This window comes from Iodobacter fluviatilis (assembly GCF_900451195.1).
GTDB classification, from domain to species: Bacteria; Pseudomonadota; Gammaproteobacteria; order Burkholderiales; family Chitinibacteraceae; genus Iodobacter; species Iodobacter fluviatilis.
In genome coordinates this window covers 411248-428565 of the sequence record NZ_UGHR01000004.1, presented here as the reverse complement: position 1 = coordinate 428565, position 17318 = coordinate 411248, and the positions used below count along the sequence as shown (strand labels likewise).

The 17318-nt window shown below is 48.1% G+C and carries 12 protein-coding genes; 6 read left to right on the top strand and 6 right to left on the bottom strand.

Going from position 1 to position 17318, the window contains the following annotated elements; all coding sequences use genetic code 11:
• Positions 1-165: 165 nt before the first annotated feature.
• Positions 166-2181 (top strand): excinuclease ABC subunit UvrB, encoded by a 2016-nt coding sequence (gene uvrB / locus DYD62_RS20625; protein WP_115229730.1) that lies wholly within the window; start codon positions 166-168, stop codon positions 2179-2181.
• Positions 2182-2449: 268 nt separating this feature from the next.
• Positions 2450-4522 (top strand): prolyl oligopeptidase family serine peptidase, encoded by a 2073-nt coding sequence (locus tag DYD62_RS20620; RefSeq protein WP_115229728.1) that lies wholly within the window; start codon positions 2450-2452, stop codon positions 4520-4522.
• Positions 4523-4744: 222 nt separating this feature from the next.
• Here the strand turns inward: DYD62_RS20620 and efp are convergent, their stop codons facing one another.
• Genes efp through DYD62_RS20605 form a run of 3 tightly spaced genes read right to left on the bottom strand, consistent with a single transcriptional unit; the run spans position 4745 to position 8280 of the window.
• Positions 4745-5305, bottom strand: a complete 561-nt coding sequence (gene efp, locus DYD62_RS20615) for an elongation factor P (protein WP_099398349.1) — start codon at positions 5303-5305, stop codon at positions 4745-4747.
• A 36-nt stretch (positions 5306-5341) separates the two neighbouring features.
• Positions 5342-6484 carry an elongation factor P maturation arginine rhamnosyltransferase EarP gene (earP, locus tag DYD62_RS20610; RefSeq protein ID WP_115229725.1) on the bottom strand — a complete coding sequence of 381 codons (1143 nt, stop codon included), beginning with the start codon at positions 6482-6484 and terminating at the stop codon, positions 5342-5344.
• On the bottom strand, positions 6484-8280 hold the full coding sequence (locus DYD62_RS20605) for a monovalent cation:proton antiporter-2 (CPA2) family protein (RefSeq protein ID WP_115229723.1): 1797 nt from the start codon (positions 8278-8280) through the stop codon (positions 6484-6486). Before DYD62_RS20605 ends, earP begins: the two co-directional genes overlap by 1 nt.
• A gap of 440 nt (positions 8281-8720) precedes the next feature.
• Here DYD62_RS20605 and DYD62_RS20600 point away from each other — a divergent pair, with 440 nt between their 5' ends.
• On the top strand, positions 8721-10763 hold the full coding sequence (locus DYD62_RS20600) for a M3 family metallopeptidase (protein ID WP_115229721.1): 2043 nt from the start codon (positions 8721-8723) through the stop codon (positions 10761-10763).
• Between the two features lie 124 nt (positions 10764-10887).
• Positions 10888-12279, top strand: a complete 1392-nt coding sequence (locus tag DYD62_RS20595; RefSeq protein WP_165928662.1) for a diguanylate cyclase — start codon at positions 10888-10890, stop codon at positions 12277-12279.
• A 7-nt stretch (positions 12280-12286) separates the two neighbouring features.
• On the opposite strand, the gene DYD62_RS20590 is transcribed toward DYD62_RS20595, so the two are convergent.
• Positions 12287-13267, bottom strand: coding sequence for a GGDEF domain-containing protein (locus DYD62_RS20590; RefSeq protein WP_115229716.1), 981 nt, complete (start codon positions 13265-13267; stop codon positions 12287-12289).
• Positions 13268-13372: 105 nt separating this feature from the next.
• Here DYD62_RS20590 and mpl point away from each other — a divergent pair, with 105 nt between their 5' ends.
• Entirely contained in the window at positions 13373-14737 is a 1365-nt protein-coding gene (mpl, locus tag DYD62_RS20585; protein WP_115229714.1) for a UDP-N-acetylmuramate:L-alanyl-gamma-D-glutamyl-meso-diaminopimelate ligase, read from the top strand.
• 155 nt (positions 14738-14892) lie between these two features.
• Positions 14893-15750 (top strand): PIG-L deacetylase family protein, encoded by an 858-nt coding sequence (locus DYD62_RS20580; protein WP_115229711.1) that lies wholly within the window; start codon positions 14893-14895, stop codon positions 15748-15750.
• A gap of 97 nt (positions 15751-15847) precedes the next feature.
• Here the strand turns inward: DYD62_RS20580 and DYD62_RS20575 are convergent, their stop codons facing one another.
• Complete coding sequence (locus tag DYD62_RS20575; protein ID WP_115229709.1) at positions 15848-16900, bottom strand: glycoside hydrolase family 18 protein; 1053 nt, start codon at positions 16898-16900, stop codon at positions 15848-15850.
• A gap of 56 nt (positions 16901-16956) precedes the next feature.
• Positions 16957-17307 carry a RidA family protein gene (locus DYD62_RS20570; RefSeq protein WP_115229706.1) on the bottom strand — a complete coding sequence of 117 codons (351 nt, stop codon included), beginning with the start codon at positions 17305-17307 and terminating at the stop codon, positions 16957-16959.
• Positions 17308-17318: the final 11 nt, after the last annotated feature.

Sequence of the window (17318 nt, the reverse complement as noted above, 5' to 3'; positions counted from 1 at the left end):
CTCAACCTGAACACCAAATAAATACATCTAGGTGCTGCCCGTAATCGACTCCATTACTTGCACGGCCAACGATCCACTCCACACAACCCTCAAACCATTAAAGCGGACGAGCGTTCTATTCGGTAGAATAAGCCTACTTCGCCTCGTCAACACAGGATCTTGCCCATGTTTGTCGATTACCCCGGCAGCCCCTATCGCCTGTTTCAGCCTTTTCCGCCTGCTGGCGATCAGCCAACGGCCATTGCTCAGCTGCTTGAAGGGCTGGAAGATGGTTTGCAGTATCAAACCCTACTTGGGGTAACAGGCTCGGGTAAGACTTATACGATGGCGAATGTGATTGCCCAATCGGGGCGGCCAGCTATTTTGATGGCGCCGAATAAGACGCTGGCGGCGCAGCTTTACTCGGAGATGCGCGAATTCTTTCCGCAAAATGCGGTTGAATACTTTGTGTCTTACTACGATTACTACCAGCCCGAAGCCTATGTGCCCAGCCGCGATTTATTTATCGAAAAAGATTCGGCCATTAATGAGCATATCGAGCAAATGCGGCTGTCGGCCACCAAGGCGATTTTAGAGCGGCCGGATTGTATTATTGTGGCCACCGTCAGCGCGATTTACGGGATTGGCGATCCCAGCTCTTACCACCAGATGATTTTGCATCTGAAAGAAGGCGAGCGCGTTGCCCAGCGCGATATGATCAAACGCCTAACCGCCATGCAATACGATAGAAACGACACCGATTTTAGCCGTGGCTGTTTTCGGGTGCGTGGCGATGTGATTGATATCTTCCCTGCCGAATCGGCCGAATTGGCGCTGCGGGTGAATTTATTTGATGATGAATTAGAAACACTGCAATTATTCGATCCGCTTACAGGCCATATCAAGCAGCGCGTGGGCCGCTTTACGGTTTTCCCCAGCAGCCATTACGTTACACCGCGCGAAAAGGTGTTGGAAGCCATCGAGACCATCAAGGCGGAGCTGACTGACCGGCTGGCGTTTTATTACAAAGAACACAAACTCGTCGAGGCACAGCGCCTAGAGCAGCGCACCCGTTTTGATCTAGAAATGCTAATTGAGATGGGCTTTTGTAAGGGCATTGAAAACTACTCACGGCATTTCTCTGGCAAGCCTGCAGGCTCGGCCCCGCCGACGCTGATTAACTATATGCCGCCCAATTCAATCATGATTATCGACGAAAGCCACGTCACCATTCCGCAAATTGGCGCGATGTATAAGGGCGATCGGTCACGCAAAGAAAATCTGGTCGATTATGGTTTCCGTATGCCCTCTGCACTGGACAACCGCCCGCTTAAATTTGAAGAATTCGAGCAGCTGATGCCGCAAACGGTGTTTGTCTCGGCTACGCCATCAGATTACGAAGCCAAGCATCAGGGGCAGATTGTGGAGCAAGTGGTGCGCCCCACTGGCCTCGTTGACCCGATTATTGAAGTACGACCAGTCGGCACTCAGGTCGATGATTTACTCTCTGAAATCAAGCTACGCACTGAGATTGGCGAGCGGGTACTGGTCACCACGCTGACCAAGCGCATGAGCGAGCAGCTAACAGATTATCTGAACGAGCACGGGGTGAAAGTGCGCTATTTGCACTCGGATATTGATACCGTAGAGCGCGTAGAAATCCTGCGCGATTTGCGCCTTGGCGTATTTGATGTGCTGATCGGGATTAACTTATTACGCGAAGGCCTAGATATCCCCGAGGTATCCTTGGTGGCGATTTTAGACGCGGATAAAGAAGGCTTTTTAAGATCAGAGCGCAGCTTAATTCAAACCATTGGCCGCGCAGCGCGTAATTTAAATGGTAAAGCGATTCTCTACGCCGACCGGATTACCAATTCGATGAAAAAAGCCATCGATGAAACCGAGCGCCGCCGCGCCAAACAAACTGCATTTAATCTGGCTAATGGCATTACACCACGCAGCGTAGTCAAACGCATCAAGGATATTATCGACGGCGTATATAACGAAGAAGCCGCCGTAGCCGCCCGATTAGAAATGAAGCGGCAAAAAATGCTCAATGAGTTTGACGAAAAATCCCTAGCCAAAGAATTAAAACGCCTCGAAAAAGAAATGATCGAAGCCGCTAAAAACTTGGAATTCGAAAAAGCGGCCCAATTACGCGATCAGCTAAAAATGTTGAAAGATCAGGTGTTTGGGAATTGATGGCAATGGAACACTCAAGAGCGCCATAATCCCACTTTAGGCAGAGCTCCAGCTTCCCCCTTTATTAAAAGGGGGAAGCAAAACCAATACCTTAAGTGAACGGCATTACCCCCTAGCCCCCTTTTTCAAAGGGGGGACAAGTACATCAAACTTATTGCCTAATCCCCTCCTACCTTGGGTAAATATGCTATATTTTCCGATCCACATGGCATATGTGCAAATGTTCGCCTGCCCATCTGTTTAATCATTGATTTCAGCAAGGAAGAATATGCAAAAAGTATTACTTTCAATGGCACTAGCCAGCGCCAGCCTCTTAGTCCATGCAGCTAGCGATCAATTTGAATGGCTGGAAGATGTAGCGGGTAAAAAATCATTAGATTGGGTTAAGGCGCAGAATGCCATTAGCCATGCAATGTTAGAAAAAGAAGCGGGTTTTGCTCCGCTAAAAAATGATGTTCTGGATATCCTTAATTCAAAAGAGCGCATCGCCTATGTGAATAAAATGGGCGGCTACTTTTATAATTTCTGGCGCGATGGCGATCATCAGCGAGGTATTTGGCGGCGCACTACCCTGGCCAGCTATAAAACAGCCCATCCAGATTGGGAAACCGTATTAGATTTAGATGCACTGGCTAAAGCCGAGAATGCGAATTGGGTTTATAAGGGTGCAGACTGCCGCTATCCACAATACGACAGATGCTTAATTAGCCTTTCCCGTGGCGGTGCAGATGCGGTAGAAGTACGTGAATTTGATTTAAATAAAAAAGCATTTGTAAAAGACGGTTTTAGTTTGCCAGAAGCCAAATCAGAACTCAGCTGGCAGGGGAAAGACAGCCTGTTTGTAGCCAGCGATTTTGGCAAAGATAGCCAAACAGACTCGGGCTACCCGCGTATCGTCAAGCTTTGGCAGCGCGGCACCCCACTCAGCGCCGCTAAGACCATTTATGAGGGGCAAAAAACCGATATTTCTGTCTCTGCCTATGTGGCCGAAGATGCCACTTACCGCCGCGAAATTATCCGCCGTGGCGTCACCTTTTATACCAATGAAACCTATTTACGCAGCGGCGAAAAACTCAGCCGCATTGCCGTGCCGGATGATGCCAATATCAGCTTCTTTGGCCCGCAAATTCTGATCACACTTAAATCTAGCTGGACTATTGGCGGCAAGACTTGGCCTAGTGGCAGCTTGATCGCTAGTGATTTTGAGAAATTCCAGGCAGGCGAGCGCCAATTTACTCAGCTGTTTAACCCCACCCCCACCACCGCACTGAATGGCACCACCGCCACCAAAAACTTCCTGATCGTAGAAGCGCTCGACAATGTAAAAGGCCGCCTGACTGAATGGCGCTTTAAAGAAGGCAAGTGGTCGCAACGCGCCATTAATGCCCCTGCCTTTGGCACCATCGGTGCGACGGCGATTGATCCGGATGCCTCGGATGATTACTTTTTCACCCACGCCGATTTCCTTACCCCAGATTCGCTCTATCTGGCCCATGCAGGCAACGATGAACGGGAGCTACTTAAGCAACGCCCTGCTTTCTTTGACGCCAGCAGCATGGACATCGCGCAAAACGAAGCCGTTTCTAAAGATGGCACGCGTGTGCCTTACTTTATCGTCAAGCCTAAGAACTTAAAACTGGATGGCACAAACCCAACGCTGCTCTATGGCTATGGCGGCTTTGAAGTCAGCCTTACCCCATATTACTCGGCAGGTGCAGGGAAAGCCTGGCTGGAAAAAGGTGGCGTGTATGTGCTGGCCAATATCCGTGGTGGCGGTGAATTTGGCCCGCGCTGGCATCAGGCCGCGCTAAAAGAAAATCGCCAGAAAACCTACGATGATTTTATTGCCGTAGCGACAGACCTCATTGCTAAGAAAATTACCCAACCTAAAAAGCTTGGCATTATGGGTGGCAGCAATGGCGGGCTCTTAATGGGGGTAATGATGACCCAACGTCCGGATTTATTTGGCGCAGTGGTTTGCCAGGTACCGCTCTTAGATATGCGCCGCTTTAATCAGCTGCTGGCAGGTGCTTCGTGGATGGGCGAATATGGCAATCCGGATGTGCCCGCCGAGTGGGATTACATCAGCAAATACTCGCCTTATCACAATATTAAGGCCAAAACGCAATACCCGAATATCCTCTTTACTACCTCCACTCGCGACGACCGAGTCCACCCGGGCCACGCGCGTAAAATGATGGCAAAAATGCAAAGCGAGGGCGTTAAATCGGTTTGGTACTATGAAAATATGGAAGGCGGCCATGCGGGTGCGGCTGACAACAGCCAGAAAGCCGATATGACAGCGCTGGAATACAGCTTTTTGTGGAAGATGTTGAAGTAAGCTCCCACTTTTTTCAAAATGAATCTGATCAAGAAAAATCGCTGAATCTTAAACCTCAGAGAACACTGAGGACACAGAGATTCACAGAGTAAACCGGCTTTGCTCTGTAGCCTCTGTGCTCTCTTTTTACTCTGTGGTTCAAGGTTTAGCTCAATTTATGCCGTTGATAAAATAAAAAAAGCCACCTTCTGCAAGGTGGCTTTTTTTGATTCTGAACGGCAATTAAGCGCGTTTTTTGAATTCGTTGAAGCGTGTATCGATTTCGATTTTGTCGCCGATTTCAATAAAAGCAGCAACTGGCAATTCGTAACCATTGGAGAGGCGAGCAGGCTTCATTACCTTGCCTGAAGTATCGCCACGAACTGCTGGCTCGGTGTAAACCACTTCACGCACGATGGTAGTCGGCATTTCAACAGAAATGGCTTTACCTTCGTAGAAAGTCACTTCGCACTGATCTTCCATGCCGTCTTCGATAAAGTTCAGGGAATCGCCCAGATTGTCTTTTTCGATTTCGTACTGGTTAAACTCAGCATCCATAAATACATACATAGGATCAGCAAAGTAAGAATAAGTACATTCTTTGCGATCTAATGTCACTACTTCAAATTTTTCGTCAGCTTTGTAAACATTTTCTGAAGAAGATGTACCCAGCAAGCTTTTTGCTTTCATCTTTACAACAGAAGAGTTACGACCCGATTTGCTGTATTCGGTTTTTTGAACGACCCAAGGTTGAGCATCAACCATGATTACGTTACCAACGCGAACTTCTTGTGCGGTTTTGATTGCCATTGCGGTGTTTACCTAGAGCTTAAGTGATGGTTAAAATTTAACTCGCCATTTTACCTTGCTATTGACGAATCTGACCAGATTAGTGGCGAGGTCCCCGCGTTTAATCAAATTTTCATTCCACGCCGCAGCATGGCTTTTTAAAGCAAGAATCTCAGGCAAAAGCTTATGCCATGCGGCTTTGACATCGCCACCATGATTCCATACCTGCCAAAAATCATTAAACACCTGTGCAGATTTACCGGGACAAGCGGCCAGATAAAGCGCTAAAAATGCATCCAGTTTGGCACGATGCGCATCATCATCCTGGGGATAAATATGCCAGATCAGCGGCAAGCCTGCCCACTGTGCACGCACAAATGAATCTTCACCCCGAACAAAATTAAGATCGCAGCTCCAAAGAAGCCGGTCGTAATCATCCTGCGATTGCATCGGCAGCACAGACAGGCTGAGCGCACCACGGCAAATCGTTGCACCCGCCGGCAATGCCTGCCCTAAGGCAGCTTCGGCCAAAGGCAGCAACAGTCCCTCGGGCATATACACCTGCACAGGGCGCTCTGATTGCTGCCAGCAGCTCAATAAATCAGCCAGCCCCTGATTGGCATAGGCAAAGAGAGAGACCTTAATGCTATTGGCCTGTACAGCCTGCCATTGCCCCAGATACGCATCGCTGTCTGCCTGCGACCAAGCCGCTTTGGCATAAAGCTGGGCCTGCTCGCCCAATAAGCCGCCTGTGCCATCCACAAAACCGGGAAAGAAAAAGAATTTAGGCAGGCCCTGAGCAGGAGAAGGCAGGCCGTGGCAGCCCTGCACCCAATCTTCTGCAGACAGATATTCCAGATTCAGCCAAACCCGATCACGCGGATCAGCTTTCATGGCGGCAATATAGCTTGCAGGCAAATCACAGGCAAAGGCCTCGATCACCACATCGGCAGGCTCCACATCCGGTAAAGGCTCACACCAGTGCCGCACCTCCACGTCAGCACACACTTGCACAGGCAAATCAGTGCAAATATCTGCCTGAATTCGCTGAAAGCTGATTAAATCGTCTACCCATAGCCTTACCGTTAAATCATATTCACGCGACAATTGCCGCGCTAGGCGCCAGCACACACCAATATCACCGTAATTATCAACCACACGGCAAAAAATATCCCAATGAATGGTTTTATTCATTACTCAATCACTTTCTTTTCTTCTGCGGCATAAACATTTCTGTCTGCCACAAATAAATCACTCATTTGCTGGCGGTTTTCTTTAGCCAGGGCAATTAAGGCATTCATATCATCTTTATGCTCTAATTGCTCTAATAATGATGCTTCATCGTGGCGCTGAAAAATATCAATCATTCGCTCTGCATGGGCTGGCGAATATCCTAGTGCCATTAAAGTATGCTCGGCAGCCGTTAAGCTGCTTTCCCATACTTCACGAATCACCACATCCACATCTAAATCCATTAAAGATAAAGCATGGGTACGATTATGAGCCCGTGCAATAATGCGTAAATGCGGAAACTTGCGCTTTGCCATCTGCGCCAAATGCAGGGAATCGCTGATATTATCAATGGCGATTAATAATACAGAGGCCTGCTTTGCACCTGCTTTTCTGAGTAAATCATGACGGGTTGCATCGCCAAAATAAATTTTATGCCCAACTTTTTTTAAAAACTCAATATGTTCAGGGTCTTTATCTAGGGCAGTAAATTGCATGCCTTTTGCCGACAGTAAACGCCCGGTTGCCTGGCCAAACCGCCCGAACCCAGCAATAATAACTTTATTGCTGTCAAATTTCACATTGCTGTAATCAACTGCTTTTTCTTTACCTTTACGCTGAATTAAACGCTCAAATATCATCAGCAGGGGCGCATTTAAGGCCATTGATAAACCCACCACAATGGTGATTTCTTCAGTTATCTGCTTATCCAGAATATGCAAAGATAAAGCCTGTGCCATTACCACAAAAGCAAATTCCCCCCCCTGTGCCAGCATCAGCCCCAGCCTAAAACTATTTAACTTTGATTGCCCTGTTGTACCTGCAATTAAAGCCGCAATCACCGAGCTTTTTACCATCAGCAATAATAAAGCGCCTGCTAATAAAAACCACGGATCTGCCAGCAGCATTTTCAAATTGATGCTGGTGCCAATGGTAATAAAAAACAAGCCTAATAATAAGCCTTTAAATGGCTCAATATCTGCCTCAAGCTGATGCCTGAAGCTAGAATTGGCCAGCATAATCCCCGCAATAAACGCCCCCATGGCCATGGATAAGCCAGCATAATCAAAACCTAAAGCAGCACCTAATACAATCAGTAAAGCTGCCGCAGTCATGACTTCTGAATTACCGTACTTTGCTACAATTTTAAGCAGCGGGCTTAGCAAATAGGTACCAATAAAAAGTGTAATCACTACCGCAAGCAAACCCAGCCACCATGGCACAATATGGCCGCTTGGATCTGGAGCCATCGCTTGTAAACTCAGTAATACAGGAATAACTGCCAGATCCTGCATCAGCAAAATTGCAAAGCCAATTCGGCCAATAGGCTGGTTCAGCATACTGCGCTCTTTTAATAGCTGAACAGCAAATGCCGTAGAAGATAAAGCCAGTGTCACACCAACCAAAAATGAAGTTTTAAATTCAAGACTTAAAGAAACGACAGATAAGCCAGCAAGAGCCAGCCCGCACAGCAAGAGTTGAGCGCCCCCCAGACCAATGATTTTTTTACGCATCTGCCAGAGTGATTTTGGGTTTAATTCCAAACCCAAAACAAATAATAAGAGCACCACGCCTATTTCTGCAAAATCCAGTACGGCGGCTGGATCTTTAATAAACCCAAAAAAATAGGGCCCTACAATCACCCCGGCTACTAAGTAGCCTAGGATTGATCCTAAATTAAAACGCTTAAATATCGGAACTGCAATCACCGCTGCTGCTAATAAAACAACAGAAGTGTGTAATAGCTGATTATTCTCCAACGCTTTCTCCTAAGCTATTTTTGCATTACGACGTAATCTGTAAATCACTCACAGTATCGCCACATATTTTTCACCTTACTCATGCACATCATCATTTTATTACATCATCATATTCTGAATTGAGGATGAAAACATCGACGCTGTTTATAGCACTATGCTGCAATATTCAATTTAAAAAATTGCCAAATTATTCACAAAAACCGGTGCTGGAGCTGATTTTCAATCATAGCAGTGGCATGGGTCACTTCATCTTCTCCCCATACACGTTCAGATTAATACCACGCTTTTTCAGTGAAATATGACAATTTTCTTAAAATACTCATTTAATAGCACAATGATTAAATAAAAAATGAGCATTAAATGTTTAGTATTGTTTTCACCAATAGCCAGCAGTATGCCAATGTAATAAAATAATCACTCCAAAGTCTCAGGCTTCAATCATGCACACAGAGCGCAATCCTTTATTGCAAGAATGGCAAACCCCTTTTGGCCTGCCACCATTTGATCAAATTCTGCCCGGGCATTTCCCCCCTGCTTTTGCTTTTGCGATGGCGCAGCATCGCGCCGAATTAAATGCAATTGCCGAACAAACCAGCCTGCCTGATTTTGCTAATAGTGTAGAGCGATTTGCCCTTGCTGGCTCATTACTTGCGCGCATCAATGGCCTGTTTGAAAACCTGACGGCTTCAGAAACAAACCCGGAGCTTGAAGCGATTGAGCTCACTCTCGCACCACAACTTGCTGCCCACAATAATATGGTTTATCAGCAAGAGGGTGTTTTTACGCGCATTAATGCCCTTTATCAGCAGCGCAAAGATTTAGGCTTAAACACAGAAAAGCTGCGCCTTTTAGAACGTATTCGCTTAAATTTTGTTAGAAATGGTGCCGAGCTCACCGGCGAATCAAGGCTGCGCTTTTCAGAAATCGTGGCCGCGCTGGCCACACTCTGCACACAATTTTCGCAAAATGTACGCAGCGATGAAGCGCAATACCGCCTGCAGCTTCATGATGAAAATGATTTGGCAGGCCTGCCGGAATCCATCAGAGCATCAGCAAAACAGGCGGCGGCAGACCGTGGTACTGAAGGCTGTGTGATTACACTCAGCCGTTCTTCCGTTGTGCCATTTCTGACTTATTCCAGCCGCAGGGATTTACGTGAAATCGCGCACAAAGCATGGAAAAGCCGCGGCGAACATCCGGGTAAAACAGATAACCGCCCAATCGCCGCACGTATTCTGGCGCTACGGCAAGAGCAGGCTCAATTGCTGGGTTACGCCAATTTTGCGGATTATGCCTTAAGTGACCGCATGGCAGGCACGCCACATGCGGCTTTGGATTTACTGCAAAAAGTGTGGGCACCGGCACTTAAACGCGTACTCGAAGAGCAAGCCGATTTGCAAACCCTGGCCGCTGAGCTGGGCGAGCCACTGGATATCGAGCCTTGGGATTGGTTTTATCTAGCCGAGCAACAACGCCTAGCGCGATTTGATTTAGACGATGCCGAAATCAAGCCTTACTTTGCTCTGGAAAATATGATTGCCGCCGCTTTTGATTGCGCGCATCGCTTATTTGGCCTGAGCTTTAAAGAACGCTTTGATCTGCCGCTTTATCACCCCGATGCACGGCTTTGGGAAGTCAGCCGCGAAGGGGAAGTGATCGGCCTCTTTATTGGAGATAATTTCTCCCGCACCAGCAAGCAAGGCGGAGCGTGGATGCATGAGTTTCGCAGCCAGAGCCGCAGTGAAGGCAAGCGGATTGTGCCTATTGTGATCAACAATAATAATTTCTCTAAAGCACCAGCTGGCCAAGCTACGCTACTGTCTTTTGACGATGTGCGCACCTTGTTTCACGAATTTGGCCATGGCCTACACGGGCTGCTGTCTGATGTTGAATACAGCCTGCTGGCAGGTCCTGCTGTGGCACGGGATTATGTAGAGCTGCCTTCACAACTCTTTGAAAACTGGGCCGGACAGGATGAAGTGCTCAAAAAACACGCTTTACATATTAAAACCGGTGAAGCGATTCCCGATACCCTGCTCGCCAAAATCAAAAATGTGCGCTTTTTTAATCAGGGTTTTGAAACCGTGCGTTATCTGGGCTCAGCCCTGCTTGATTTACAAATCCATTTAGATTTAACTGAACACGTGCAAGATATCGGTGCATTTGAAGCGGCCACGCTGGAAAAAATCGGCCTGCCCAAAGCTGCGGGCATTAACCACCGCCTGCCCCATTTTGGTCATCTGTTTTCGAGTGATGGTTATGCCGCGGGCTATTACGTATATATGTGGGCCGAAGTCTTAGAAGCTGATACTTTTAATGCTTTTATTGAAACCGGCAACGCTTTTGATCCAGCAACGGCAGAGCGCCTTTATCGCACAATTTACAGCGTGGGCAATTCTATCGATCCGGCCAGTGCTTGGCTGGCATTTCGTGGCCGCCCGGCAGAGGTTTCTCCCCTGCTTGCCAAACGTGGCTTAAATTAAGTAAACACAGACCACATTCCTGCGATGGCGGCTGGTGGCATAAAGTGCTAGCCGTCATCTAGGCCTTAAAACCAGAATGCAAGCGTATTGTTATTGTCAGCAAACACACATCAAGAGCCCGGCCATGAGTAAACCTACTGCCAGACCTAAGCCGATCGTGTTAATCGTCGATGACATGCCAGACAGCATTGCCATCCTCTCCTCTTGTCTTGAGGATGAGTACCAGCTGCTCGCCGCCAGCAATGGTCACACGGCATTAAAACTAGCCAATGAATATCTGCCGGATTTAATCCTGCTTGATGTCATTATGCCGGAGCTGGATGGCTACTCCGTATGTGCACAACTCAAAGCCAACCCTGATACAGCGAAAATTCCACTTATTTTTGTTACTGCCTTATTAAGCGCAGCCGATGAAGAACGGGGCTTTGCAGCGGGAGCCGTGGATTACGTTAACAAGCCCATTAGCCGCGCTATTTTACGCGCAAGGGTACGTGCTCATATTGCTCAAAATAAAATGCATCATGAGCTTTTGGCCTTTACTGAAGAATTAGAACAAAAAGAACAAGATGCAGAAAAAGCACAGCGCTTGCTGAATGCAGTACTGGATGCCATCCCTATTCGTGTTTTCTGGAAAGACCCCGATTCCCGCTATATTGGCTGCAACCGGCACTTTGCTAATGACAATGGAGTCAGTTCATCAGAAGAAATCATCGGCAGAACAGACTTTGAGCTGATGCCCGAACGCGCAAATGCACTGCAAGCCTTCGCCCAGACCGTCATCCGCACCGGGCAAAGCCTACTTAATCAGGAAGGGGCGATTACCACTCACGACGGAAAACTCACCCATATCAGCCTGAACCATGTACCGCTGCTGGAAAGTGATGGCTCTGTCATTGGCATTGTGGGTGCTTATGAAGACATCACCCAGCGCAAACATACTTTTGATGCATTACAAGATGCCAAACTAAAGCTGGAAACCAAACTGGAAGAAATCGTTTCTTTACAAGAAAAGCTGCTGGAAGCCGCTTTAAGAGATCCTCTGACCGGCTTATACAACCGCCGATATCTGGCGGAAACATTAGATATTATGCTAGCCCAAGCGACACGGAATCAGATGCCACTCAGTGCGGTCATGATTGATATCGACCACTTTAAAGTGGTAAATGACACTTATGGTCACCCTGCCGGGGATGAAGTACTCAAATGCCTGGCCCGCTTTTTAAGCTCTCAGGCAAGAACCAGTGATATTGTGTGCCGCCTAGGGGGGGAAGAGTTTTTAATACTGATGATGGGCGCTTCAGCCGAAAACGCCAGGATTAAAATTGACAAATATCGTGAAGATTTTTCTAAAATCACCATCCGGCATCAAAACAGTGCGATCAAAATAACCTTCTCTGCCGGTGTGGCGGTTTACCCAGACCACACAGAAAGCTCTAAAAAACTACTTGAATATGCTGATTTAGCACTCTATGCCGCAAAGCATAATGGCAGAAACAGAGTTTCAATTTTTAACTGAACAAGCTTTATTGAGCCAATTCAATCAGGCCACGGCCATTGCGTTTGGCCATATATAATGCTTCATCAGCACGCAGCACAAGTGCGCGGCCATTCTCATCCCCACGCAACATGGCAATCCCAGTTGAAAACGTCACATCTAGGCGCTGCTGTTTATACATAAATGGATTGCGGCGGGCGACCTGCTGCAAACGCTCAAGAACATAGCGCGCACCATGAATATCGGTTTCGGCCAGCAAAATCAAAAACTCTTCACCGCCATAGCGTACAAGAATATCTGACTCTCTTAAAACTGATTTTGCGAGACCCGCAATATGAACCAGTACGTTATCACCCACGGCATGACCAAAACGATCATTCACTAATTTGAAATCATCCAGATCAAACAGCACCACTGATAACTTATGCCCATGCCGCTGTGCAAGCTTAGCTTCACGCACTAAGCGATTATCAAAACCCTGACGATTCATTGCCCCTGTCAGCGCATCTTGCTCTAAAATCTGGCGGTTAATGGCTAGGTTTTCTTCAATACTGCGCACAGAATCACGGATAGCCAGCAAATCGGTTTTCGATGCAGTGACAGATGAATGCATTTCAGACGTAGAATTTATGATGCTGTTGAGCAGGTTTTCCAGCTTGCTGTGCGTATCATCAGGGCTGGCACTCTGCTCTAAATGTGCACGTCTTGTATCTTGCAGCTGGTCTAAACTGGCGGTCATGGCCTCATTACCACCGGCTAAAGCACTTAATAACTGCCCCGTGGTTTCGCCCATATCGCCAAGGATATCTTCCACCTTGTAAAGCAACTGCCATGCTTGTAAGGTTTCGTTCGATGTTTTGGCATCTGGCGATTTAATCGTGGCAATGGCATTGTAAAATTTGGTGTAATTTTCAGGTGTTGGTGCTAATCCACGTTCAGAAAGCTTTTTTAGTGCAATCCGGGCAATTTCTACCGGATTGACAGACGTTGATACAGTTACATTAGACATAAGTGACACAAAGCCATTGCACAAGAGTTTAGAAAAACGATTGTACGCAAACACGAGCGATGAATCTATGACAATACCCTTATTACCCTAGGAATTTAAACCGATATGCATATTCATATTCTCGGAATTTGCGGCACATTTATGGGCGGCATAGCAGCACTTGCCCGTACAGCAGGCCATAAAGTAACCGGCTGCGACGCCAATGTTTACCCCCCGATGTCTACCCAGCTGGAAACACTTGGCATTGAGCTGATTGAAGGCTGGGATTCAGAGCAGCTGTCTTTAGGTGCAGATCTGTATGTGATCGGCAATGTGGTTACACGCGGCAATCCTTTAATGGAAGAAATCCTGAACCGCGGCCTGCCGTATACATCCGGCCCGCAATGGCTGGGTGACAATCTGCTGCGGGATAAATGGGTGCTCTGTGTTGCAGGCACTCACGGTAAAACCAGTACCAGCTCGATGCTGGCCTGGATTTTAGAATACGCAGGTTTAGCACCTGGCTTTTTAATCGGCGGCATTCCGGAAAACTTTGGTATCTCCGCCCGAGCCCCAGGCAGACCACGCCAGGACAGCGCCTCCACCTCACCTTTTTTTGTACTGGAAGCCGACGAATACGATACCGCTTTCTTTGATAAGCGCAGCAAATTTGTGCATTACCGACCGCGCACTGCCGTGCTGAATAATCTTGAATTTGATCACGCTGATATTTTTGCTGATTTGCCCGCAATTGAAACGCAATTTCACCATTTAGTACGCACCGTGCCAGGCCTTGGGCGTCTGCTTGTCAATGGCAAGGAAGACAGCTTAAAACGAGTTCTGGATAAAGGCTGCTGGAGTGAGGTGGAATACTTTGGCGGCGCATCCGGCTGGCGCGCAGGTCAATGTTTTGAAGATGGCTTTGAAGTATTGCTTGGCGATCAACCCCAAGGTGAATTGCACTGGGCGCTGATCGGTGAGCACAATCAAATGAATGCACTGGCTGCGATTGCAGCAGCCCGCCATGTGGGTGTTAGCCCTGCTGTGGCCATTGCAGCACTTGCAGAGTTTAAAAACGTGAAGCGCCGCATGGAAATCAAAGGCCATAGCAAGGGCATAACAATTTACGACGACTTTGCCCACCACCCAACGGCCATTGCCACAACCGTAGCAGGCTTACGCAAAAAAGTAGGCAATGCCCGCATTCTGGCCGTACTGGAGCCGCGATCCAATACCATGAAGCTGGGCAGCATGAAAGAAGCACTGCCGGGCAGTTTGCAAAGCGCAGATCTGATTTTCTGTTATGGTGCCAATTTAGGCTGGAGCAGCAGCGAAGCCCTTGCATCCTTAGGACCAAAAGCACAAAGCTTTGATGATCTTAACCTCTTAATAGAAGCCGTACGGCTGGCCGCTCAAGCAGGTGATCATATTTTGATTATGAGTAACGGCGGTTTTGGTGGTGTGCACGGCAAATTATTAGCCGCTTTATAAAAAATACAGAGCGTGGGGAGTGGCAACACAGGTGCCTGCACTAAAAGCCAGCCTGATCACGATCCAGATCAAGGCCAGCCCCTCCCATCGCTTAGCGCAAAAGCATATACTGCGTAAGTAATTTCACTTAATGAAAAGACTTGGAGAAGACGCCCATGAGCAATCCGTATATCGAGCTGGTTAAGGCCCACGACGCCCTGTTACAAAAACAAGATGCACCATTGTTTACGACCTTAGATGGCCTGACGATTGCGGCTCAGCAAGTGCAAGCATCCTCTCCCGTGGCCATGGTTTTTGCTCCCCACCCCGATGATGAATGCATTATTGGTGCTTTACCCCTGCGCCTAGCACGCGAAGATGGCTACCGCGTCATCAATGTGGCGGTCACACTGGGCTCTAATTTGCCACGCCAGCCAGAACGTCTGGCCGAGCTAGATCGTGCCTGTCAGGTATTGGGGTTTGAATTACAAGAAACCATTCCCGGCGGCCTGATGGCGGTCAATCCAAAGACTCGCGAAAGCGATCCTGCCGCATGGGCAGAAAAAGTAGCAATCATTGCCGCGCTGATCAAACAATATCAGCCCACTGTATGCGTTGTGCCTAACGACAACGACGGCCACGCCGCGCATATCGGCACGCATTTCCTCTTGCTGGATGCTCTGGCCAAGCTTGGCCATGCCTGCTTTGTGGTGCAATCCGAATTCTGGCGTGCAATGGCCACACCCAATGCGCTGATCGAAACCAATATCACCGACACAGCCGATCTGATCGCCGCGCTGGCTTGCCACGTAGGCGAAGTGCAACGCAATCCTTACCATCTGCGTTTAACTTCATGGATGGCCGATAATGTACGCCGCGGAGCTGAAGTAGTGGGTGGAGCCGGTGTTGCCGCGCCTACTTTCTCTTTTGGCACGATCTACCGCATTGATCGCTTTGATGGCAAAGCCTTGCAAGACAATGGCCAGAAATACATCTTGTCCGCAGAACAGCGGATAGGTAGTTTATTTAAGTAATAACTTAGGGATTACAAGGACTGTGTTCTTGTAATCCCTAAGCAATGCCGATTAACGCTATGGCCTAAGTTGATGAAACCGGCCACGGCTGACCGGTCTACTCGTACTGCAAACCCTCCCACAGCGCATCCATCAAAACGCCATCACGGTCTTCTGAGTATTCCCAAAAGAAAGCGCCTGCTAGGCCATGTTGCTTTACAAAAGCCATTTTGTGAGCAATAGAGGCTTCGTCTTCATAGCTGACAAAACGCTCCCCGACCATCAGCCAGGGTGCTTTAGCTTCATCATCCCAGTGTTTTACTGCGCCGGACGGAATCAGCTCGTGCACAATCTGGCTATAGCTGGCACTGCCATTACTCTTTGCAAGCCCTGCCTCACCCAAGGCAGGTGCAATGAGGCTGCGCCCATAAAAAGCACAGCCTAAAACCAGTTTATGGGCAGGCAGGCCATTGGCCGTCAGTAAGGCCACTGATTTGGCACAGCTATCGCCTTCCTGATCTGCCGGGGTATTAAACAGATTGCTGTGATGACCAGCACGAGTCGCCCAGCCATTATAAAAATCGTAAGTCATTAAATTAACAAAATCGCATAGCTCGGCCACTGCGGGCATCTCTACACCATCAAGATAATACTGGCCCGCACCGGCAGCGATAGTCAGCAAATAAGGATCGCCATGCGCTTTGGATTCGGCATTCAGCTGGCGGCGCAGCTCGGCCAGTAATAATGTGAAATTGTGCTTGTCTTCCGGCCTTGCCTTAATCCCTGCCATATCATTGGCTGGATATTCCCAATCCAGATCAATGCCATCAAAACCATGCAGATGCATAAAGCGAATTGCAGAGGCCGCAAACTGCTCGCGAGAGCGGGCCGTTAAAGCTGCGTCCGAGAAGCCTTCTGCTGCCCAACCGCCAATAGAAATCAATAATTTAAGATGAGGATGCCTAGAGCGCAGCCCGCGTAAATGCGCAATCCCCTCCTCCGCACGAGGCTGGCTTTGATCTTTACTTTGTTCCGTAAACAGCACTACTTCGCCATCCTGAATATTGGCAAAGGCATAGCAAATATGCGTCAGCCTTGCGGCATCGCGCTCTAGCGGCAAGCCAGACCAATCCGTCCAGCCCGCGATATAGCCCAATAAAATATGTTTCATAGCGTCCTCATCTGCACTCAAGCCTACCCATCGCTAGGCGGCACAAGCCGCCCTGCTTACAAGGCAGCAATCACCGACATTTCTACTTTATAACGCGGATCAGCAAGGCGAGCCTCAACCGTTGCGCGGCAAGGGGTATGACCGGCAGGCACCCATTCAGACCATGCGATATTCATTGCATCGTAATCGGCCATATCTGCCAGATAAATAGTGACCGAAAGAATCTTTTGTTTATCCGAGCCAATTTCACCTAATAATTTATCAATAAAGCCCAATACTTCAACGGCTTGGCTTTTTGCATCCGCTTCCAGATTTTCCGCAATTTGCCCGGCCAGATAAACCGTATTATTGTGCACCACAATTTCAGATAAACGCGGGCCGACGTGATAACGCTGAATTGAAGACATTTAGAACTCCA